We start from the raw sequence: 22,199 nt of genomic DNA on the forward strand, positions 1-22,199 counted from the left end.
TTTATTTAAGGAGAAACGCAAATGATGATTTCTAAAGAGATTAGTGCCTCTCCTGACAGTGCTCAATGGCAGTCTATCGACTGGAAACCTATTGAGTCGCATGTATTAAAGCTTCAGATGCGTATCGCAAAGGCAACTAGAGAAGGTAAACACGGTAAAGCGAAAGCCTTGCAGTGGATACTAACTCATTCTCGATCAGCCAAGCTTCTTGCAGTAAGGCGAGTATCTCAAAATAAAGGTAGTAAAACGTCTGGAATAGATGGTGTCATCTGGAACACAGATGCACGCCGCATAAAAGCAGTTAATCAATTGAGTCGAAAGGCGTACAAAGCCCAACCGCTCAAGCGTATCTACATCCCTAAAAAGAACGGCAAGCTCAGACCATTAGGCATTCCATGCATGATTGACAGAGCGCAACAAGCCCTCCATCTTCTTGCATTAGAGCCTATATCGGAAATGCTTGCTGACCCTAATAGTTATGGATTTAGGCCAAATCGCAGTACTGCCGATGCAGTTGGGCAGTGTTTCAAATGTTTGGCATTAAAGAAATCAGCTAAATGGGTACTTGAAGGGGATATTAAAGCTTGTTTCGACAAGATCGGCCATCAATGGCTTCTTGATAACATCGTTATTGATAAGAGAATGTTGGAACAATGGCTAAAATCTGGCTTTATGGACAAAGGTCTGTTTTATCGCACCGATGAGGGAACACCGCAAGGTGGGATAATATCACCAACCTTGATGCTAATGACTCTTGCTGGACTTGAGCAGCATATTAAGTCTACGGCCCTCAAAAAGGGTAGTAGAGCCAATTTCATTGGATACGCCGACGATTTCGTCGTCACCTGCGCTTCAAAGTAAGTGTTGGAGAACGATATCAAACCGTTGATCGCTGAATTTTTAGCGGAAAGAGGCTTAACATTATCCGAAGAGAAAACGCACATTACACACATCGATAACGGCTTTAACTTTCTAGGGTTCAATCACAGAAAGTACAAAGGGAAATTGCTCATTAAACCGAGTAAATCTAACACATTGCTGTTCTTGAGTAATCTGCGCGAACTCATCAAAAAGCATGCAACAACCTCTGTAAACGATCTTATCAAACTGATAAATCCGAAATTAAGGGGTTGGGCTAATTATTATCGCCATTGCGTGGCTAAACAGGTATTCGGATATGTAGGTCATAAGCTATTTCTTGCATTATGGTACTGGGCAGTGAGGCGTCATCCGACAAAATCCAAAACTTGGGTGGCCCTTAAATACTTCGTCAACCGAAAAGGCCAATGGCATTTTCATGGTTGGCGGAAGATCATGGATATGGATTGCCAGTTCAATCTCTTCCAAATAGCCAAAGTACCGATCGAGAGACATGTAAAAATCCGAAGTGCAGCGACACCATATGACCCTCAACACCAAAAATACTTGGCTAAGAGAAAGTCAAAAAGGCAAGCTCGCAACTCTTGGAAGGAGCCTACTCTCGCTGCTTTATAAGTTGCTGGGTATCAAACGATGCCTTCGTGAAGGCTTGAGCCTAGTGCAGTGAAAGTTGCACGCTGGGTTCTTAGGGGGACGGCACTTGGTAACAAGTGTCGTCTACCCGACCATTGTGTGTTCACTTCGATGAGTGAACTACATCGGCAATCTATTTTTACAATACATAAACTAATGGTTAGGAAAAGGCCCGACACATTTTCTTTCTTCACTCTAGGTAGTCAGCATATTTAGATAGTATGGACAATAGGATAGAGTCAGACCATACTCCAGTCAAAAAGCTCATCGAAGCGATTCAAGATCTTTAAAGGTTACGGAGACTGAATAAGAGTCAATTTGATTGTTGGTTACTCTGTGACCGGGGGGAGGTGAGAGTGCACGAGGGGTCAGCGTTTTTGAATGAACTCTTCAATACCTTTACAGTTGAAGTATAAAATGAGGCGGCCAAATAGCCGTCCCAGACACACCATCTGACTTGTTTATCCACTCATTCCTTTAAGCCAAAAATTAATTCAATTTCATCATCAAGTCTTCTGCCCGTTGGTATAAAACCAAGCTTTTGATAAATAGAGAGCGCATTGCCTTTTTCTTTATCCATCGTGGTCAGGGAGACGCCTTTTAAACCGGTAATGGAAGCGTATTTCTTACTGAAGTTAATCGCTTGACTCCCCAATCCTTTTCCTTGGAAACGATGGTCAATCATGACGCGCCATACATATAAATGCTCCTTTTGAAAGTGTTCATCGTGTGTGTCCAGTATTCTAGGGTCAATCAGAGAGATTAGCCCCGCAGGTTTATTGTTTAAGTAAATACCATAGTTGATACTATCGTCGTTAAAACTGGCTTCTGCAAGCCACTCTGCGTTGTTAGCAATGAGTTGTTTTTGAGACTCTTCCACTGAGAGATCAATAATGTCATTGATAATGGTATTGTTTATTTTTAAAAAGCTAATTTTATTCATGCTTATTTACCTTGGGTAGGTGTTTCATTAAAAGTAACTGGCCAATGTAAGGATCTTGATAAGCTAATCTTGAGTTATCAAAATGGTAATGTCGCTTTTGCTCCTGTCTTTTAACATAGACTCTTCAAGTATCTTATAGATCTCTTTATCTGGCGCATATTAGAACGCGCCAATTTTTTTAATTAAGGTATATGTATGTCTTAATTAAAAACGATGATGGAAGTTATTGTTTCCTTTTTGCCTGCCCCCATGACAGAAATATTAGTTCCAAGCGTTGCCCACGATGATTCAAAAATAGGGTACGTATAGTATTTTTACAATAGTGCCGTCACAAAACCCAAAACAAACTCCCTGATAGAATGCTGACGAGTGTGATTAAAGATAACTTTAATGTGTTCTCAGCCAGCTACATTTTGTATATCACTTATCAGCTAAAATGGTGGCCAATATCTTATCGCCTTTGCATTCAACACTGACGTTCATTCCATTGACGAGTGCTCTCTCATTAGGCGCACTTGCTCTCATATCGAGTCCACTTGTTTAAATTTGGACAACTAGTTCGGTAAGCGTTAAAGAAAGAGTGCTGGTTACCCTGAAGTTTTAGTGTAGGCCACATCTTGATGTTATCGAAGATGGCCAATCGCAATGCAAAAATAGACACAGCCCTGGAATATTGAAGCTAATGTTATCGAAAGCTTTTCTGCACTATTTTTTTAGTTTGCGTAATTGGTGTAGCCAAACTTAACACCAATGATACGAACCGCCATATAAGTTTTAACTCATACCATTTGACGTATTATTGCGGAATCTTTTGTCTATGACAGTATGACTTTGTAAGTAAAATCATTACATAATGAAAGCGTATTTATTAAGTTGCCAGTTCAAACCTTGATGTATTGTTTTCATAAAGTTCAACGTTAATGTCGGTTTTATCTAATAGTCATAAGATGTTGCTCCTAATGAATTGATAGCAGCGTAGCTTCTTACGTCTAAAGCGGGACTGTATTGGATAAACCTGTGATAAAAATACAACGATTCACAAAAATGCTGTGCTTGGCCGACATATCACTCAGATTGACATCACTCATGGAAGTTGATTAAACGACTTTATATACTTGTAGTAATTCATTGTTTACTAAATTAGTAAAATCACTGACACGCTTTTGTCCATTTCCTTCCAACTACAATCGTGATGACCAAATTAAAAAGGAGGTCATCATGGTAGTTTTCAACAAAACGAAACGAAGTGGCGTCAAAAAGCCTTTTCGGCTTGAGGAAATTTGGCGGATCAGAACCAGATTAGAAATTGAAAATAATTTGATGCAGCTTGCGTTGCTCAACTTAGCTATTGATAGCAAACTTAGAGCAAGTGATTTGCTCGTTCTCAGAGTTTGCGATGTATCTTCGCAAGATAGGATATTTAACCGCGTTAAGCATATCCAGCGCAAAACAGATATTGAAGTTCAATTTGAGATAACGACAAGAACTCAACAGAGTCTAATGAAATGGATTTTGATGGCTTCGCTACATGACAGCAATTTTATTTTCCCAAGCCAAAGGCGAAAGCAACAACCGATTAGCTATTCGTACTATCGATACTTAGTGAGGAGATGGGCTTCTAATCTGGGGTTGGATCCTAACTTGTATGGCACTCACTCGATGAGGCGAACAAAAGCGACGTTAGTCTACGCAAAAACGAAAAATATCCGAGCGGTGCAGCTACTACTTGGTCATACCAAGGTAGATAATACAATCCGCTATCTTGGGGTTGAATTAGAAGATGCATTGTTGCTTTCAGAAGGTACTGAGTGTTAATCGAAAAGGAACCTAAATACTTAGGTGTTTCAATTGCTATTACGCTGAAAGTTGTTACCCATTCACCGCTACACTTGATTATTTTCAATACATTAAGTGCAAATACTACTAATCTGTCCAAGGTTTAGATAGCCTTAAACAGATTAGGTATACACAAGCTTAAATTAAACGTTGGAACGCGCGTTTTTCTTCTTTGATTTATAGGCTTTCATTGAAATTCTTAAAGCAAGCTGTTTTTGTTTAATTGAAATGAGTTGTCTAGTTACGACCTTATGGTGTAACTCTGTGATAAAGTTTTTTTCCCAAGGCGTAAGGCGGTCAAACCTCAATAAAATAGTGTCATTGAGTACATTGAACAACTCGTATTGGCTTTTATCCATTCGACTGCTAAGCATTCAATTAGAGCACTTAGCTAGAGAAATGACGTTAAGGCTTTCTACTTTCTCATTTTTTCCTAAGGTAATGATTCGATAAGAGATCCCACTCTCTAATAGTGGTCTTATTTCGATGTTGTCACAAAAACTAACGGCGACTTTTTCTACTAATCGGTCCATATTCAAAGTTTTCTTTTTTACGAAAACAAGAGTGACACTATCGCCCTCTGACTGTGCATTTACGAGTGTGATTGAGCCTAACTCTTGTGGAAGTTGGCTTGAAATAACTGTCGCTCTATAATCGGCAAGTCCATTAGATTTTATTGGGCTTATCTGACAACCGTTAAGCATGACACTGACGAAGAGAATTACAGTTGTTCGTAGCATTATGCGCTCCTTCTTCCTTTCTTCTCCCTTTAGGTGCCTTAAAATATTTATGGATATAACGTGAAGACATAGAAGATAAGAGCGCACTGTAATCTAAACTGAATGTGACTTTTTCCCCTACAAGTAGTGGTTTCTGTGAGGATTCAAGGACAAGGTGATCGCTAGTTGAAGACATGATCTTAATCCCATTCGGAGCCTTAAGCCCGCCGACACAAACATCTTGGCGGCCTAATGCCAGAATAGCTTGCGATACCTCCCCTCTATCTTGAAGGTTTTCTTTTTCACCAAAAGCATTTAACCCCCGACTTCCCCAAGGCAAAGTCGGTTTAATTTTGGATTCAATCACTTCAGCGGTCAAAGAAATCGCATCCGTATGTAAGCCTTTGATATTTTCGTGCTCTAAAGGCTCACAGCCTAAAAAAATTGCTTCTCCTATACGAAGGTGATTGACTCGAGTTAAGCCTGTTCTCTGAAGAGCCCAGTTAACTGAAGCAGAATTACCCCCTGAAATAATTTCTAGATTGATCCCAAATGTAGCTTCAATTCCATCGGCAAGATCAGAAAGAATATTCATATTTTTATCATCTGGAGCGACACCATACCGACAAGCTAAATTCGTACCAATTCCTTTTATCGTGATGTTTGGTAAAGAAATAATCTCACGGATAAAATCAATCACGCGATTAGGCATCACACCTTCTCTGAGATCGCCAAGCTCAACCATAATAATAATATCGTGACGGCAATTTTGTTGTTCCGCTGCATGTGAAAGCCTCTGAATCACTTCAACTTCAGAGTTTAAACTCATATCACTGTATTTTATTACGCTCGCCACTTGACTGAGCATGGGTGTACGTATCAGCATTTTGGGGATAGAAATGCCAGATTCAGTCATCTTTTGAAGATTTTCGATTCTTGAATCGGCTAACATTGGTGCGCCAGCATCAATAAGAACTTGTGCGATGATAGGGTGACCGAGGAAGGCTTTTGTTACAGGCGTAACGGATATATTTTTCAGTGAGAGCTGAGTAATCAGGAATTGAGCGTTATGGTGAACTTTCCCACAATCGATGTCTAACCTAGGGTAGTTCACCCTTTTTCGGCCAGTTTACTTTCTATTTTAGGGAAAGCTGACGTTACGATGTGCAACAGATGTTCGACAGGTTGTGACAAGACATCAGTAACAGGTAGACCAAATTCGGTAGTGTAACTGTCTATCACACTGCGTGTTTCATCCAACGACATATCTTCATGATTCAGTGTTAGTCCAATAACATTGGTATTAGAAAACGTTTCGATAAGATTGATTTCTGAGGCAATCGAAGGCATTGGGCAATCAGGAAAATCACTACGATATAAACGTTTAGGGGCATGTTGCAGTATCACACCCGTTGGACAGCTGCCACGTAAGATAAAAGCGCTGGTTGAAAACGCAGGGTGACTCAAGGCTCCTTGCCCTTCAATAATAATCAGATCCGGGTTTTCTTTTTCATAGGCCTGTACAATGACAGATTCCAACTCACCGGCACAAAATTGTGAAGGAACAGCATCGAGTGCAACGCAGTATTGTGCGCCTTGCATAATGCCTGTTTGACCGGTGGCAATCAGAACGACGTTAAGGCCTTTTTTAGTCAGTTCATTCGTTAATATTGTTGCTGTTGTTCGTTTTCCTAGCGCGCAATCCGTCCCCATGACAGCAATTCTCGGACATTTAACGTTGTGTATTTTCCCGATAAACGTTTTCAGATCGCCTTTATTTTTGGGTTTGCGAGTATCGAATATTCGAACGTTATTCTTTAAGCTGGCTTCTAAAAATAGAGGATCATCGGTTAGGAATTCATGTAAGCCATTTACGATGTTCATTCCTAGTGACATGGCATTTAAAATTATGCTTTTATCTAAGTCAGATAAAAAGCCACTTGATGGCGCAATGCCAAAAATGAAGTAATCAGGAATGCTTTCTGCGTGAATGATAGCTTCTTCAGCATTAGCAAGGATAGGTATTCCATTGGCTTTGTTATCAAGAACTTCACCAGCATCTAAGCCAGCAGACTCACTATCAATAACCGATAGAATACGATAGCTTAACGAATGTCTCACTAACCCATTAGCGGTTTTACCATCAATTTTACCAAAATTACCTTCGCAATATATAATCGCAGAAGGGATGACAGGTTTTACTTTCTGAGCAAGTGGTAACCAAGGTGCGAAATGGGGTACATCGTTGTTGATTTCTACATTTTCAATTCTAGTGAGTTTGAAGATGTTTCTTAACTTTTGGGTTGAAATGGACATAATTAAAGCCTGCGGTGAGGCTTAGGAGGGCAACTAAGGAGTGCCGAGATGTGAGTTCGGAAAAGAAAAGAAGTCCCCACTAAGCGGTAGGGATAACAACCAAGATAACACACTCACCAGACTTTTGTTGATTATTATTAATACGCTTTCTAAGTCTATCACTTTCAGGCTTCACCCATACTAACGTGATTGATTAGAGATCTAAGACTCATTGTTCAACGTCGCCGTATCAACCTCTCAGCTTTAAGGTTTCAAGATACTTTTTCTAATATTAGTTAAGTGAATTAGAGTTTTGAGTTTAACGCGTTTTTGTCCAATTTCGTGCTAGTAGGTACCAGAATCTTCCGTGATTGTTAAGTTCGATGAAGGGATAAAACCTTCAAATCAATCTAAGTATGTTTTGAAAATGTGATTAAAAAGGCTGAATCAATAAACTGATCAGCCTCTATCAATTTTTTCCATTAAAGGTAACGGCTTCTTAGGTGGTCTTTGAAGTATTGCGCATTCAAGGTTTCACCGGTTGCGCCTTTCACCAAATCATCAGTAGTAAGCAGGCTGCCTTTGCTCTAAATGTTCGATTCTAACCAATTGAAGATAGGGGATAGGTCACCGCTTTCAATCACTGAGTTCACATCCACTGTTTTCTTCATTGAAGCCATGAACTGAGCCGCGTACATCGCACCTAATGTGTAAGGTGGGAAGTAACCGAATGCGCCGTCCGTCCAGTGGAGAATGTGACCTGCATTTTAAGGTAGTTGCGGCTGTCCAAATTCTTGCTAACGGGGCGACTTAACTCACAAAGTACGAAAAGTGGGGGCAGAGTACAGTTCTTGACTCAAACGAATTCGCTAGTTTTTGCTCTGTAAATCGCACTGAAAGAGTCACATACATACAAGGTAGTATGAGCATAGCCTTGAACAAGCCCAAAATCCTCGCTGAGAGCGTTTGAGGCGGTCTGAGGGTTGTTTTTGGTAGCTAATTTACCCATTTACCATAATAAGAATGATGAACTCCGACATTAATTGCATGAAACGAGAGCTATCTATTTAGTTTCACTGCTGCGACAATCTTAATTTCTTACTAAACTGGAATTAGTATTGAACTAATAAAAAAGGAATAGTTATGCGAATTGTTTTTTTTGTTTTTGCTCTTTTTTTTTCTTCCCTTTCATTTGGAGGTTTTAAACCAATTCACGATAAAGCCATAGAAGAAAAAGCACTCGATGCATTAGAAGTTCACTTAGTAGCTGAAGGTTTGATAAGAGATGATGCTGAGCTAGCTCTCGCGTATGAGGAGGGAGGGAAGAGTATTTTTTTCTTTCGAGTAAGAGAGCATGAAGGTGGGGATGAGTTATATAGGGTTTTTTGCTCAAAGGCTAGGTGCCGTTTTAGTTATAACTGACAATTGAAGTTGTAGTGGTCTAATGATCCCTGACAATCACGTAAGCGACTTTTTCTATCCTTTTAATTCATGCTTTGCTTAATTGGCAATCTTGCTAAAACGGAAATGTCCAGAGGCTTCATAAGCCTGAAGTTTTACTCGTGGCGCTTTTCTTGCAAAGTGCCTGCTAGCTCAGATCTGCCCCAAAATCACTTAGATTGAATACTCTACATCGTTTAGGATGCGAACATTTTCCCTACTAAAAGTCATCCATCCTTATGAACTTTAGTTGTGAACAATTGCTATGTATCACATCAACCATTTAGTCACTTTATCTTCACGGGCTGGGGGTAAAATCACAACAAACTGTATGATATCTTTTATATTATTTAAAGGTACAGGGAAAGTGACATGACTGAAGAGATAGTCAGCTTGATACCTCACACTCCTATATAAAGGGTGTAATCCATTAAAACTCGAACTTAAAGTTAACTGAAACGAAAACAAGGCTCTAATTGAACCTTGTTAAAAAATTGGATGAGTCTATGAGTTAACGACGGAGACCATCTTCAAATCGCTTGCGATAATTGTTTATCACGGTGATTAACGACTTTTTAATATCAACAATTTGTTTGGAATGTGGACACCAAAGCGCGAAGCCAAACTTGAAGCCCTCTAGCATCTCATCGGCTTCAACTGGCTCAATGGCATGATTGGCAAACTCAGTATTAGCGAAGGTTTTAGGCAGTAACGCCCAACCCAACCCCGCTTCGACCATCTTTATCACTAGGGCAAGTTGATCGATTGCTTCATTGTCTGAGCTGTAAATAATCTTCTCTGACATACCTTCTTCAATAAAAGATCGTAAGACAAATTGTTTGCTGTTTTTCAGAGCTACCAAGACTGCACTTTTCTCCAACCTAGATAGATCTCCACCTTTTTGAACAAAAGGGATAAATTCGAAATGCCCAAGGAAAGTAGCATCAAAGCTATACATCGCCTGACGGTCATGCACATTGACGATACCAAAATGGTATTCGCCACTATCTATGCCTCTTTTGATGTCCTGTTTATTCCTAACAAAAAAGTTCACGCGCATTAGCGGAAAATCGCGAAGAAATTGCTGGCGGATTTCAACCAAAGCGCGATGAGGAATCACACTAGAATAAGCGATGTTGACGCTTTCTAATCCACCATAAGAGAGGCTTAGCGCCAATTTATCGAAAGTACGCGCTTGCTCGATGGTTAATTTAGCATTGTGATAAAGAAGGTGACCATCTTCAGTTGGCTCTACCGAACGCCCCACTCGTTCAAACAAACTGACCGCTAGTTGGTCTTCAAGGTTGGTAATCACCTGCCCTATCGTAGTTCGGTGCTTATTGAGTTTGACCGCGGCTTTGCTAAACGAGAGTTGTTCATAAACGGTCACGAACGCGAGAAGTTGTTCAAAACTAAAATTCATAGGTTTCGCTTCCTTTCTAGAGTGATTTACTTAAAATATGATAACTGATCTGCACCAGTGATACTGGACACTCGACTAAGCGAGTTGCCCTAATTCTGTTAATTCATGACTTACTAAATTAGATAAAACGCAACTCGGAAATGTCCAGAACCTTCACAGATGGCACTTCGTAACTCAGAAGTGCCCCTTTTCTAGTTAGAACCAAAGCTACCCTTCAGCCATAATTGTGACTTTTGACTTACAATACTTGTACTATGCTTTTTTCAGCTTGGTTCTACTTACACAGCAAGCTTTGCAAGTAGAAACCTTTAATGTAGTTGGGCGTTTTATCTACAGATAACGACTTCTCAAATGGTCTTTGAAGTATTGCGCATTCAAGGTTTCGCCCGTTGCACCTTTCACCAAGTCATCAGTGGTCAGCAGGCTGCCTTTGCTCCAAATGTTTGATTCTAACCAAGTGAAGATAGGGGATAGGTCACCGCTTTCAATCACAGAGTTTATATCTACCGTTTTCTTCATTGAAGCCATGAACTGCGCCGCGTACATCGCACCTAATGTGTACGATGGGAAGTAACCAAATGCGCCGTCTGTCCAGTGGATGTCTTGCATACAGCCGTTAGTGAAGTTGCCTTGAGTGCTTAAACCAAGGTAAGACTGCATCTTGGTATTCCATAACTCTGGCACGTCAGTGTGTTTGATCTTGCCGTTGATCAAGTCACGCTCAATCTCGTAACGCAGGATAACGTGTGCAGGGTAGGTCAGTTCATCGGCATCAACACGGATGAAGTCTTTCTTCACGCGCGTGTAGATCTTCTGGAAGTTTTCTTTCTCAAATTCTGAGCCTGAGAATTGCTGACCAGCCAAGTTCGCTAAGTGTCCAATGAACGGGTCGCTGCGGCCGACTTGCATCTCGAAGAATAAAGATTGAGATTCATGAATGCCCATAGAACGAGCTTCCCCCGCTGGTTGTCCTGCTAGGTGTTTTGGTAAGCCTTGTTCGTAACGTGCGTGGCCTGTTTCATGCACAATACCCATTAAGCTTTGAACGAATTCCGCTTCGTCATAGCGTGTTGTGATACGCACGTCTGAAGGCACGCCGCCACAGAATGGGTGAACACTTTCATCCAATCGGCCGTGTTCAAAATCGAACTGAAGCAGCTTCATGACTTCTAAACCCAGTGCTTTCTGTTTCTCGGTCGAATAGATACCTGATGGTGCGTTAAATTGCTCGCTCGATTGTTTTTCGATCACTTCATCAATTAAACCTGGAAGCCAAGTTTTAACGTCTGCAAATAGGGTATCAAGTGAAGTAGAGCTGGTGCCCGGTTCATAAATATCCAGCATCGCATCATAAGGCGTTAGATTGGCTGCGTCTGCGCGAATCTGCGCTTCTTCACGAGAAAGCTCAACCACTTCACGCCAGTTCTTTTCGAATCCAACCCAGTCGTTGTTACCGCGTTGGCTACGCCACGCATGTTCACATTTTGAACCCGATAGAGATTTCGCTTCAACCAGTTTTTCTGGAAGTAGGTTTGCTTGTTGCCACTGGCGTTTTATTTCACGAAGTGACGATTGTTGCTCAGTGTTCAGCGCTTCATTTTCAGCGTCTGCAATCCAATCGCCAAGCTGTGGTTGAGTCATTAAGCCGTGAATATGAACAGAAAGCTCGGCCATCGCTTCACTACGAGCTTGGTTACCACCTGCTGGCATCATTGAAGCTTGGTCCCAACCACAAATAGAAGCTAGGTGTTGAAAGCGTGAACATTTTTGAGAGTGTTCGACTAGTTTTTTGAATGCGCTCATTTGACTACTCTTAATTTGGTTTCTTTAAATGATCCTTAGGGCTGCGTCAGCGTTAAGGTTCATCTCGTGTACTTTGATTATGGCTTTGCTTTTTAATGACGCCGACCTTCGCAGTCGAAGATATAGCGAGAAAAGCATGAGGCGGTACGATGCCTTGAATTTACTATTTCTTAACAAATCAAACTGTTCTATTGTGCACAAAATCAGTGAGTTGTATAGCTGGTGGCAATTGTTGCTTGCGAATTGTTCAGATACACGGTATTGATGATAGATCGCTGAACAAAAATGACAATGATATGGATATTTTGAACTTTGAGGCATTTCTAATTGCCATCACTATTTTAACGCTAACGCCGGGCTTAGATACGGCTTTGGTGATTCGCAATACTAGCCGCTCTGGCTTAGCTGACGGTTGTATGACGAGCTTTGGTATTTGTAGCGGCTTGTATGTACACGCGTTTTTCTCTGCTGTGGGTATATCTGCAATCCTCGCCCAATCCGCTGAACTCTTTCAAGCCGTTAAGATGGTAGGTGCGGTTTACCTCATCTGGCTTGGCTTAAGCAGTTTGCGAGCGTTGATGAAAAACGGTGGCGGTTTGAAGGTCGGAGAACAAGCTCAGCAGGCTTACAGTGCAAAGCGTTCTTTGCGTGAAGGCTTTCTGTCTAACGTTCTTAACCCAAAAACAGCAGTTTTCTATCTGGCCTTTTTACCTCAATTTGTAAACCCTGAAGGTTCGCCTTTATTGCAATCTATGTTGATGGCTTCGGTACACTTTATGATTGCGATGGTATGGCAATGTGGTTTGGCTGGCGCTCTTAATTCCGCTAAAAACTTGCTCAAAAACGCGAGTTTTATGAAGTGGATGGAAGGCGTGACGGGCATGGTGTTGGTTGGGCTGGGTGTTAAGCTTCTTATGGAAGAGCCTGTGTAGTTCACCGTTTCCAGTTGAACATGAATATATGAAAGCCCACGACGTGGGCTTTGTGCTTTATTACTGGTAGATCTTTGTACCGATCTTATTCTACAGCGCAGTTATTCAACGACGCTAATGTTCATCTCAGCACCTTCGAAACCTAAGTCACTCAACTCATCGGCGTTAAAGTTGGTGGTAACTTCGATGTCGCCAATGCGCTCAGTAGATTCGTTGACGGAATCAGTACTTCTTTTGCTGCGTAGATTGTTAGTAATTGGTGTTGCTTGTCCAATTTCGATAGTACCTGCAAATTGAGATTCAGCGTAGAAATCTCCAGACACGTAAGAGTGGAAGGGGCGTAAGCTTCCGCCAGTCGCGTATTGCATGCTTGATAAGCCAGCTTCTTTAATCGCCCAGCCCCAATCCCACCATTTAGTTTCACCTGGGATGTAACGGTGATCCCATTGGTAGCGAATGTCGGCAGATTCACTGCTGCCACGGCCCATGGTGAAGGTATGAGCCTTGTACGGGCGGTTATCTGGATGAGAGTGCCACGCGTTGCCACCCCAACGAAGGAAGCCGTTGAATTCAACATCGTAGCTAATATCGGCGTTGAATCGGTACGGGTAAGAGATGCTTGAACGATACAGCTCAACTCGAATCGGTAGCTCCGAATTCGCAGGAACCATAGGACGAGCTTGAAGTGTTACTTGTTCGCTAGTGGAGTTGCCATTTGTTTCAGCGAAGCTTTGGTTAGCCTCGAACTTAACGGTGAGCTTAGTTTCGCCAACCAAAGGCCACTTGAAGGTGTTCTCTGTTTGAACGCTCTGTGAGAATCCGTAGCTGTTCGTTTTCGACCAGTTTGTTGATTCGTCTACTTTTAGGTCTACCACCACTTGTTGCGCGATGTTGCTGTTGTTTCTTGCCGTCGCGTAAACCGTTTTCACTAGTTCACGATCCGACTCGACAACATCACCATGCCAAAAGTTGTCGTCGTTAACGGTGTAGGCAAAATTGTCGACGGTGATTTTGGTTTTTTCATCACAGCGATAGCCGCTACAAGAGCCATTGTTATTTCCTTGTATTACCCAACTGTTGCCAGAGCGCTTTATCGTCATGTCTTCGCCCACGTACTGACTGTTATTACCGCCAACCCAAGCGTAACCTAGGTTGTGGGCTAAGTAGCTTAATGGGCGTACAAAGTCGTTACGGTTGTTCACTAATTCATACTGAACATCGATTTCGCTGCCTTCCTGAACCGATTTGGCGGAATAGTTAGGGATTTCAGATTGGTCGTTGTTTGGGTAACAGAACGTTGACCCACTGCTTGATTGCTTAATTTCGCCATGATAACCCGGCCCCATGATTACCCAGTTTCCTTTTAACCCGGTGATCTGCCAAGTGCCCATGCGAGCGACCAAAGTACTCTTCTGCTCTTCTGCTTCATAACGGTCTATAGGACGATAACCAGAGCGACAGACATCTTCACCAAGTTGGTCAAACACTATTTGGTCTGGGTAAATCTTCGCATTTACACCGGTTGATAGAACAGACAACACTGCGGTTGCTAAGAGACTTCTGTTTACTGTGATCATTAACAATTCCCTCATTTGTAATTTTTCTATTTTGATAATGTTTTGTGTGCCGTGCAGTTAACAAGACAAGTTCACTTTTTCATGTTGATAAATAGATAGATACTGAAAAGGGTTGAATTAAATTACCCAGTTAATTCAATGGCTTGTATTGTCATTAGTGTTTTTACGGTGAAAGAGCATGCAACTGAACGTAAATTGTTTGATGGGGCTCAAACCGTTTTTAGAAAAATGAAGGCCCATTATTCGGGCTTAGACGTCAAAATTATTTGACGTTATTTTTGGCGTTTGTATGAATGGTTAATTAGAAGAACAGGTATAACCATTCACAATACTCGTAGTTTTAAGGTGGGCAGGTAGTGAGTGACAAAGAGTAAAAATCTAACTTGAATATTTTGCTTTGCTATCGGTTTTAAAATGCAAACACTTAAAGTAAGGAAGACTGTAATAATTGTATTACTAATAAAATAATGAAAATAACCATCCGTTTTTTATGTGTAATATCGGAAAAGCTTGCTACTTGATAATAGGGCACTTTTTGCTAGTGGTTAAACTATCTCTAATTATCGTTTGGCCAGAAGTTGCGTTCGGCCTGTATTACACGTTTTAATGATGGCAAATAAATCATTCGAACTTAAGATATCAATCTTTACCGTTAATGGGTCATTGTTGATTAACAGGTAAGGCGCCAATCGGCTGTCATTCATTGTTTTATTTATTTTTTGCACAGAGACTAAGTCAATGGTGCCAGAAATAGAAAAGAAAAGTGATTGAGAAGGACGGGCTGTTCCTCTGAATCGCAGAACAAGTGGGTCGGGCATGTTGTCGTCTTGAACGGACATCAGGTGCAGCACCTTGTTGTTACTTATTTTCGTTAATCCGTCGGTACGTAATACATTGTCATTCACTATCAGGTCCACCACGCTATGTTGGTAGCGATGCTCTTCTTTTGGTTGGGGCGAAGGGATACTCCATATGCCAACCAATAAAACGAATGCAGAAATGAGCGCAACGATTGGCATCATAATTGACCTCTTTCTAGGAATAGGGCCAGTTCGGTACTGGCTTGATCTAGTTGGGTTGGCGTGTAAAAGATGTTGACGGACTGGCGTGTGGCTTTGTTCAGAATAGAGAGCTCAGAATATTCCGCTTCTTCGCTAATGTACGCCACGCAATCACATTGATACTGATAGAGAATGCTTTCTAGCTCTGGCGTCATCGCCATTTCAGGGGCTTGGAAAACTTGTATTTGACCTATCCATTGCTCGCTGAGCCGGTTAACGGGGTTGATATCGCTGAGGTTTCTCTCATTAACCTTAGCAAAAGCCAATAACGCTGATGCCAACAGTAAGCAGCCAGTGGTGAAGTAGCACAACTTGTTTCGGTTTTCAGCAGTGGGAAAGTAAGCCGACGAACTTTGTTTAGGGTTAGGCTTAGGTTCGACTGCAACAGCTGCACCGATAGCAATACCGTTATTGCCGACGGGTATCAGGTTGCTCGCATCAGCAAGGGGAGTTGTGGCTGCATTATTGATGGGGGAGTCGATTACCACGCACTCATCGATAAGGCGATAGCCCACCTTAGGAACGGTGACGATTGGGGTTTCTTTGATGCCTAATCTAACGAACCCTTGGCGCAGTAAACTTATACTTTTCGCTAGTGACGTATCCCCTATGAACTCGTTTCCCCAAGCGAAGCTAATAATATCTTGTTTGTTAACAATATCGGGTGAGTTTTTATGTAATAACTCCAGGACCCGAGTTTCACGGTATCCTACTTTAATAGAACGTTCATCGTTATAAATACGGTTTTTAATCGGGTCGAATCTGATCATATAGCCAACGTTTTATTTTTATTATAATTCTCTCTACAATGTAGATGACTATAAACTGACTAATATATGAATTAAAGTCACATGTTTTATTCTTCTGGTTTTTTGTGTCGTTGAAACGAAAAGAAATTTAATATGTTTGTTACAAAACGCCTGACACCAACGCACAATCTGTTAAATATAAGTAATATCTAATTAAGTGTTGGTTTTATTAGTGTCCTTTTTAGTAGTCTACTATTCGCTTTATTAAATCGCATAGTAGTCGATTTAATATTCTTGTTATTTATAAGGGCATATGTTCTGCATAATAATTTAAGACGTTTCGCTATGTGATGAAAATAAAAAAGCCCGCAGTTGAGTGCGGGCTTGGTATTCAATCACTTCAGGTTACGCTTTAACTGCTTTACAATCTTTTGAAGAAGTTAACGGTTTGAAGAATAGCTTGGTTTCTTCGATAACAACGTGGCGCAGCAAGATAAGCCCGATTAGGTTCGGAATTGCCATTAGGCCGTTCACGATATCAGCCATTATCCAGATCATGTCGAGCTTTAAGAATGCACCAGAAGCCACCAACGCAATGAAGATGATCTTGTAAGGCAATACAGCTTTGGTACCTAGCAAGAACACAACACAGCGCTCACCGTAGTAGTTCCAACCTAAAATTGTTGTAAACGCAAAGAAGATTAAGCCAACAGAAACCAACATAGGGCCAAGGGTATCTGCATTCAGACCAACAGCGAATGCGTGAGTGGTCATCGCAGCGCCTGAAAGATCAGTCTGCCAAGCACCCGTTAAGATAAGCGCCAAACCTGTCATCGTACAGATGATGATGGTGTCGAAGAAGGTACCTGTCATAGAGACAAGTCCTTGTTTCACACATGAGTCTGTTTTAGCCGCTGCTGCAGCCATTGGTGCGCTACCTAGGCCAGATTCGTTCGAGAACACACCACGAGCGATACCTGATTGGATAGCAAGCATGATGCTCGCGCCAAAGAAACCACCGGTTGCTGCTGTGTTGGTAAACGCAGAAGTCACAACAAGGGTAATGGCATTCAGTAGTTGGTCGGCATTTGAAATCAGAACGCTTAAACACGCGACGACGTACATAACCGCCATAGTAGGAACAACTTTCCCTGCCACTTTAGCGATAGATTGGATACCACCAAGGGTAACCACTGCCACTAATATCGTAAGAACGACAGCAGACATCTCACGCGAAGCGCCAAATGAGATTTGAGTTGCGTCCAAGATAGCGTTGACTTGTGGGAAGGTACCGATACCGAAGCAAGCAACGCCGAGCGCGAAGACAGCGAACATTACCGCTAAGATTCGTGAGCCGACACCGTATTGCAGGTAGTACATTGGGCCGCCAACCATTTCGCCATTGCTATCGGTTCTGCGGTATTTAACGGCGAGTAGACATTCTGCGTACTTGGTCGCCATACCAAATACAGCGGCAAGCCACATCCAGAATAGGGCACCAGGGCCACCAATCTTGATTGCGGTCGCTACACCAACGATGTTACCTGTACCAATGGTTGCTGAAAGTGCAGTACACAAAGCCGCGAAACTCGATACGTCACCCGTACCAGATTTGTCTTTGCTGAACACCATTTTCAGTGCAGTTGGGAGGTGTCTAAACTGGAGTAAGCCTAAGCGAAAAGTAAAGTAGATACCTGTACCCACTAGCAGAATAAGCAGTGGTGGTCCCCAAACGAATTGGTTAATGGTTTGTAGTGTAGCTTGTAGGTGGTTCATAGATTCCCCTTAATAAATTAAAAATTTAAGGAGAAGAGGGAAGGCAGTGCAGATCTCAGGGATCGGGGGCACTACTTAATACATACGGATTTCTAGATAGAATTCTTGTGTTAATTAAGGCTGTTGCTTTCCACTCCTCTGTCCTTTTGCCTGAGAGTTTCACTTAGCGAATCACTTATAGATAAGTAACGGGCACTAAGCTTGCTCCTTCGGCGACCGATCTAACGGTTCTCTCCAGAGGTTCCTCCAACGACAGTCCTCACTTTTCTGGATTTCTCCAGCATAAAGCACCTGAAAGATTTACTTCTTCGGCGGGTCAATCTAACTAAATGTTAATGTTTAGTTAAAAACCACTCTCCTGCAGTCTTCATCGGAACAATTACCTAAATAATTAGGTAATCTGTAGGCGTATCCTAGATCATATAAAATGTGATGTCAGCTACAAAATATCTGTTTGCACAAATGTTGTTCAACTAAATGATCAAACAACGAGTCTCTGACGTAACTTGCTTATTTAAATGGTATAAAATAGAGAAACAAGGAGGAGTTATGACTCGACTAATAGCGATTGTTTTTTTATTGGCTTTGGCATTTGTACTATTTCGTTACCGGACAAACGAAAAACTGCAAAAATGGGTAGTGATAGTTATCGTTAGCAGTTTCCTTTTGTATACTGCCAGCTTGATGATTTCGGAGTTAACTCGTTAAGCCTGCCTGTAAACAGGTGGGATGAATGTGTTAGTAAAGCTTAAGTGCTTCTGGCTTGAGCGATAGGTTTAACTGAGCCTTCACAATCAGTATTGGCATTCGTGTCAGTGACCGCGTAACGTTAAATAAATTTTTGGGAGTACCCGCTAGTGAACCAGCAATCTGGACAAAGCGAACAAGATGAAGTGGTTGTTATTGAAGAACGCGATAAGCGCAGTCAGCTTTATATCGGCATTGCTGCGGTTATAGGTTTGGCGTTAGGTGGCTTGATCGGTTCTACAATCACGGCTTCGAAGTGGGAGTCCACTTATCAGGTACTCGAAACTCGTTATCAAGAACTGCATGACAGCAAAACACAGTTGATGACATCCGTTGAAACTAAAGTGGCAAAAGTCGATACCGAAATCGATGCAAAAGTAGAAGCCGCTCTAGTAAAACAAACAGAAGAACATCAAAAAGAGCTCCAAGACCTAGCGAAGCAGTCTTCGGTTTTAGAGAAAGCGAACTACTCGTTAGAGCAGCAGCTAAACGAACAGAAGCAAACGTTAGAGCAAACTCAGCAAGACAACCAGAAACTTAATCGTCAGGCTGACATGCAATCGACTTTGTTTGAGCGTGCGCGTGAAGTTTTCCGAAAAGAATTACAGATTTCTCAAGAACTTGAAAAACTTGAGAAAGAAAGAGATCAACTCGAGCAGAATCTTGGTTCTCTTAAGAAAGCGTGTGATGTTTACTTAGATGGCACATCATGGGATGCGAAATCTGACGCGTGTGAGAAGCAAGATAACGCTAACTCTCGACTGAGTGATATAAGACAAATGATTGAAGTCCACACCATGGACCTCAAACAGATCAAAACTCTCACTGAAGAGATGGGTCTATAAGCCGAAGGCTTTACCAACCTAACGTTAGTTTTGCACTAAATATTGAAACGCCCACATCACACACGTGATGTGGGCGTTTTGCGTTTGTCGAGAGCATAGATCCGGTGCTTTCTCATTATTGATTATTTGCGTGTTTTCATTGTTTGCTTAGATATTTGTGAATAGTTACGTATATCCACAATGATATGTTACTTGTTGTCTATTAAATGACTTTGCATACATATTTTCAGCTCAGAGTCGCTGCATAATAGTGTTGTTCAGGATGAACACGCAGTCGATTGCTAGCTCGCATTTGGCTGCTTTGACGAAAAGGGATGGAGTGATGCCAGAGTATCTTTGTGAGAACTGCACCATAGCTTATTGTTTCGATGATTGTCGCTCGCCATTAGCGCAAAAAGAGATGATCAAAGTAGAAGAGTTGGTTCGTCGTGTCGATGTTGAACACGATGATGAACAGAGTGAAAAGGGTGAAAAGAGTGAGCAGGGCATTGAAGGTAGTTATTCGCCTAATCGTTCAGACATAAAAAATCCCCACAAGCCAAGCTGGTAGGGATTTTGGATAAGTTGCAGTCTTGTTCTCGCTTTCTCAAGCAAAGGGTCTTACAAAAATTTTTAGAACAGTTTCGTTTTTAGAGCTGTGTCGTTTCTTAGAATGCAGTTAGCTACTAGAGCAAAACCTCATTCCACTAAACGTTATTTCTCATACGTTTTGATTTCGCCTGATTTCACACGAGCAACAAACGATTGCAGTTCTTTCTTCACAACTGGCATCAAGAAGTACAGACCAAGAATGTTGAAGATAGACATCGCAAAGATAGCCGCATCAGAGAAGTCGATTACCGCACCAAATTGAATCGTGGCACCAATAACAACAAACACACAGAACATCACTTTGAAAATCAGCTCCGTTGTTTTGCCTTCACCAAATAGGTAAGTCCAAGCTTTAAGACCGTAGTACGACCAAGAGATCATGGTAGAAAACGCAAACATGATTACTGCGAGAGCGAGTGTGTATTTGAATACTTCTGCCGTTTCAGTAAACGATGCAGCAGTCAGCGTTACACCCGTTAAACCAGAGCCATCGAATGGACCTACGTTTAAACCAGCGATAGTGATAACCAATGCGGTCATTGTACAAATGATTACCGTATCAACGAACGGTTCTAATAGTGATACTAGACCTTCGGTGATTGGTTCTTTTGTTTTAACCGCTGAGTGAGCGATAGCTGCTGAACCTACACCTGCTTCGTTCGAGAATGTTGCACGTTTCAAGCCTTGAATTAGCGCACCAATAAATCCACCAACAACACCTTCACCAGTAAATGCACCTGTAAAGATTGCGCTGAACGCAGGGCCAACTTGATCAAGGTTAGAACCGATAACAATCAGAGCCATACCGATATACAGAGCAGCCATCCAAGGAACAACTTTTTCCGTTACCGATGCGATAGAAGGCATACCACCAACAATCACAGAGAAAACTAAAGAAGCAAGTACAAGGCCAGTGATCACACCGTATTCACTTGGTACATCAAATGCGTAAGTTAACATGGCGTGTGCTTGGTTAGCTTGGAACATGTTACCGCCGCCCAATGCGCCCAAAATACACATTAATGCGAAACCAATAGCGAGCACTTTACCTAGTCCGCCTAAACCTCTTTCACCCAAACCTTGGCTTAGGTAGTACATTGGACCACCCGAAACAACACCTGAAGGTAGGATAGTTCGGTATTTCACACCTAAGGTACACTCACAGAACTTAGAAGCCATACCCAGAAGGCCACACAAGATCATCCAGAATGTCGCGCCAGGGCCACCAATCGCAAGTGCAGCACCCACACCGGCAATGTTACCAAGCCCGACGGTTCCAGAAAGGGCAGTAGCTAAAGCTTGAAAATGGGAAACTTCGCCGTCTTCTATTGAGTTAGGGTCTGTGTACTTGCCTCTAATGATATCTACAGCCATACCGACTCGCTTAAATTGAACGAAGCCAAAGTAAACAGTAAAGATCAACGCAGCGAGTAATAACCAGCCAACAATAATAGGGAAGTTGGCTTCGCCAACCGGTACACTTTTAAATATGAGTCCAACGAACCATCCTGTGTAGTCGTTGAAAAACCCATCAACACTTTGACTTAAGTTGCTGATAGCTTGGTTAAATGATCCTTCTTCTGCAAATGCACTGGAACTAAACAATAATATAAACCCAAAAAATAATTCACGTATGTTTTTCATGGTTTTCCCTGTCTTTTTAATAAATTATGTTTGTTGCTGTTGTGTTTGTTTTCTATTTGATTTGTATATCTCAGTGGTTTATCTACTTCATTCGACGGCAACATAAACGGCTGTAGCTAGGTCGAAAAACGAAATAAATATAAGTACTGATCTTGCTTTGTATGGATATCCTTTTGGTATGTGCACCAATAAGACTATGGTATTCGGGCTACCAAGTCCTACTGATAATCCTATACATAAAAATAATGCCAACAAAGAAATTTTCACAATAAATTTACAATTGTTCGGGTTTTGTCATCATTTGGG

Annotated in this window: 17 protein-coding genes, 2 pseudogenes and 1 riboswitch; of the genes and pseudogenes, 6 read left to right on the forward strand and 13 right to left on the reverse strand. The window is 41.7% G+C overall.

Going from position 1 to position 22,199, the window contains the following annotated elements:
- The first annotated feature begins 21 nt into the window (after positions 1-21).
- Positions 22-1,494 (forward strand): annotated as a pseudogene (gene ltrA / locus LMH68_RS14750) (group II intron reverse transcriptase/maturase).
- 487 nt (positions 1,495-1,981) lie between these two features.
- On the opposite strand, the gene LMH68_RS14755 reads toward ltrA, so the two are convergent.
- On the reverse strand, positions 1,982-2,455 hold the full coding sequence (locus LMH68_RS14755; protein ID WP_004734802.1) for a GNAT family N-acetyltransferase: 474 nt from the start codon (positions 2,453-2,455) through the stop codon (positions 1,982-1,984).
- A 1,218-nt stretch (positions 2,456-3,673) separates the two neighbouring features.
- Here LMH68_RS14755 and LMH68_RS14760 point away from each other — a divergent pair.
- The gene (locus LMH68_RS14760; RefSeq protein ID WP_016792302.1) at positions 3,674-4,270 is read left to right on the forward strand and encodes a tyrosine-type recombinase/integrase; all 597 of its coding nucleotides are present in this window, start codon (positions 3,674-3,676) and stop codon (positions 4,268-4,270) included.
- Positions 4,271-4,434: 164 nt separating this feature from the next.
- Here the strand turns inward: LMH68_RS14760 and LMH68_RS14765 are convergent, their stop codons facing one another.
- The 5 genes and pseudogenes from LMH68_RS14765 to LMH68_RS14785 form a co-directional block, all read right to left on the reverse strand.
- A complete protein-coding gene (locus LMH68_RS14765) occupies positions 4,435-4,665 on the reverse strand; it encodes a hypothetical protein (protein WP_065584872.1) in 231 nt (76 codons plus the stop codon).
- Complete coding sequence (gene gspS2, locus LMH68_RS14770) at positions 4,666-5,031, reverse strand: type II secretion system pilot lipoprotein GspS-beta (protein ID WP_016788065.1); 366 nt, start codon at positions 5,029-5,031, stop codon at positions 4,666-4,668.
- Positions 4,988-6,124, reverse strand: a complete 1,137-nt coding sequence (locus LMH68_RS14775; protein ID WP_108209345.1) for an alanine/ornithine racemase family PLP-dependent enzyme — start codon at positions 6,122-6,124, stop codon at positions 4,988-4,990. Before LMH68_RS14775 ends, gspS2 begins: the two co-directional genes overlap by 44 nt.
- On the reverse strand, positions 6,121-7,326 hold the full coding sequence (locus LMH68_RS14780; protein WP_102394470.1) for a DUF1611 domain-containing protein: 1,206 nt from the start codon (positions 7,324-7,326) through the stop codon (positions 6,121-6,123). The genes LMH68_RS14775 and LMH68_RS14780 overlap by 4 nt, the downstream gene beginning before the upstream one ends.
- Before the next feature lie 461 nt (positions 7,327-7,787).
- A pseudogene (locus LMH68_RS14785) lies at positions 7,788-8,057 on the reverse strand (carboxypeptidase M32); the annotation flags it as partial.
- 391 nt (positions 8,058-8,448) lie between these two features.
- Here LMH68_RS14785 and LMH68_RS14790 point away from each other — a divergent pair.
- A complete protein-coding gene (locus LMH68_RS14790) occupies positions 8,449-8,727 on the forward strand; it encodes a hypothetical protein (RefSeq protein WP_229648236.1) in 279 nt (92 codons plus the stop codon).
- Between the two features lie 529 nt (positions 8,728-9,256).
- On the opposite strand, the gene LMH68_RS14795 is transcribed toward LMH68_RS14790, so the two are convergent.
- On the reverse strand, positions 9,257-10,168 hold the full coding sequence (locus LMH68_RS14795) for a LysR family transcriptional regulator (protein WP_229648235.1): 912 nt from the start codon (positions 10,166-10,168) through the stop codon (positions 9,257-9,259).
- Between the two features lie 330 nt (positions 10,169-10,498).
- Positions 10,499-11,971, reverse strand: a complete 1,473-nt coding sequence (locus LMH68_RS14800; RefSeq protein WP_017066275.1) for a carboxypeptidase M32 — start codon at positions 11,969-11,971, stop codon at positions 10,499-10,501.
- Between the two features lie 296 nt (positions 11,972-12,267).
- Between LMH68_RS14800 and LMH68_RS14805 the strand changes: the two genes are divergently transcribed.
- A complete protein-coding gene (locus LMH68_RS14805) occupies positions 12,268-12,903 on the forward strand; it encodes a LysE family translocator (protein ID WP_017058961.1) in 636 nt (211 codons plus the stop codon).
- A gap of 101 nt (positions 12,904-13,004) precedes the next feature.
- Here the strand turns inward: LMH68_RS14805 and LMH68_RS14810 are convergent, their stop codons facing one another.
- The 4 genes from LMH68_RS14810 to LMH68_RS14825 all read right to left on the reverse strand — a co-directional run bounded on the left by LMH68_RS14810 (position 13,005) and on the right by LMH68_RS14825 (position 18,066).
- Entirely contained in the window at positions 13,005-14,480 is a 1,476-nt protein-coding gene (locus LMH68_RS14810) for an aerolysin family beta-barrel pore-forming toxin (RefSeq protein ID WP_017063796.1), read from the reverse strand.
- A 560-nt stretch (positions 14,481-15,040) separates the two neighbouring features.
- Positions 15,041-15,502 carry a hypothetical protein gene (locus LMH68_RS14815; RefSeq protein WP_017059728.1) on the reverse strand — a complete coding sequence of 154 codons (462 nt, stop codon included), beginning with the start codon at positions 15,500-15,502 and terminating at the stop codon, positions 15,041-15,043.
- Entirely contained in the window at positions 15,499-16,311 is an 813-nt protein-coding gene (locus LMH68_RS14820; protein ID WP_017066273.1) for a winged helix-turn-helix domain-containing protein, read from the reverse strand. Before LMH68_RS14820 ends, LMH68_RS14815 begins: the two co-directional genes overlap by 4 nt.
- A 384-nt stretch (positions 16,312-16,695) precedes the next feature.
- Positions 16,696-18,066, reverse strand: coding sequence for an alanine/glycine:cation symporter family protein (locus LMH68_RS14825; protein ID WP_229648234.1), 1,371 nt, complete (start codon positions 18,064-18,066; stop codon positions 16,696-16,698).
- 128 nt (positions 18,067-18,194) lie between these two features.
- Positions 18,195-18,314, reverse strand: a riboswitch (glycine riboswitch).
- A gap of 609 nt (positions 18,315-18,923) precedes the next feature.
- Between LMH68_RS14825 and LMH68_RS14830 the strand changes: the two genes are divergently transcribed.
- Positions 18,924-19,658, forward strand: a complete 735-nt coding sequence (locus LMH68_RS14830) for a chromosome segregation ATPase (RefSeq protein ID WP_017066271.1) — start codon at positions 18,924-18,926, stop codon at positions 19,656-19,658.
- Positions 19,659-19,980: 322 nt separating this feature from the next.
- The gene (locus tag LMH68_RS14835; RefSeq protein WP_065584878.1) at positions 19,981-20,208 is read left to right on the forward strand and encodes a hypothetical protein; all 228 of its coding nucleotides are present in this window, start codon (positions 19,981-19,983) and stop codon (positions 20,206-20,208) included.
- Between the two features lie 143 nt (positions 20,209-20,351).
- Here the strand turns inward: LMH68_RS14835 and LMH68_RS14840 are convergent, their stop codons facing one another.
- Positions 20,352-21,893, reverse strand: coding sequence for an alanine/glycine:cation symporter family protein (locus LMH68_RS14840; protein WP_017063800.1), 1,542 nt, complete (start codon positions 21,891-21,893; stop codon positions 20,352-20,354).
- Positions 21,894-22,199 lie beyond the last annotated feature (306 nt).

The organism is Vibrio sp. F13, from assembly GCF_020806305.2.
Classification (GTDB): domain Bacteria; phylum Pseudomonadota; class Gammaproteobacteria; order Enterobacterales; family Vibrionaceae; genus Vibrio; species Vibrio crassostreae_C.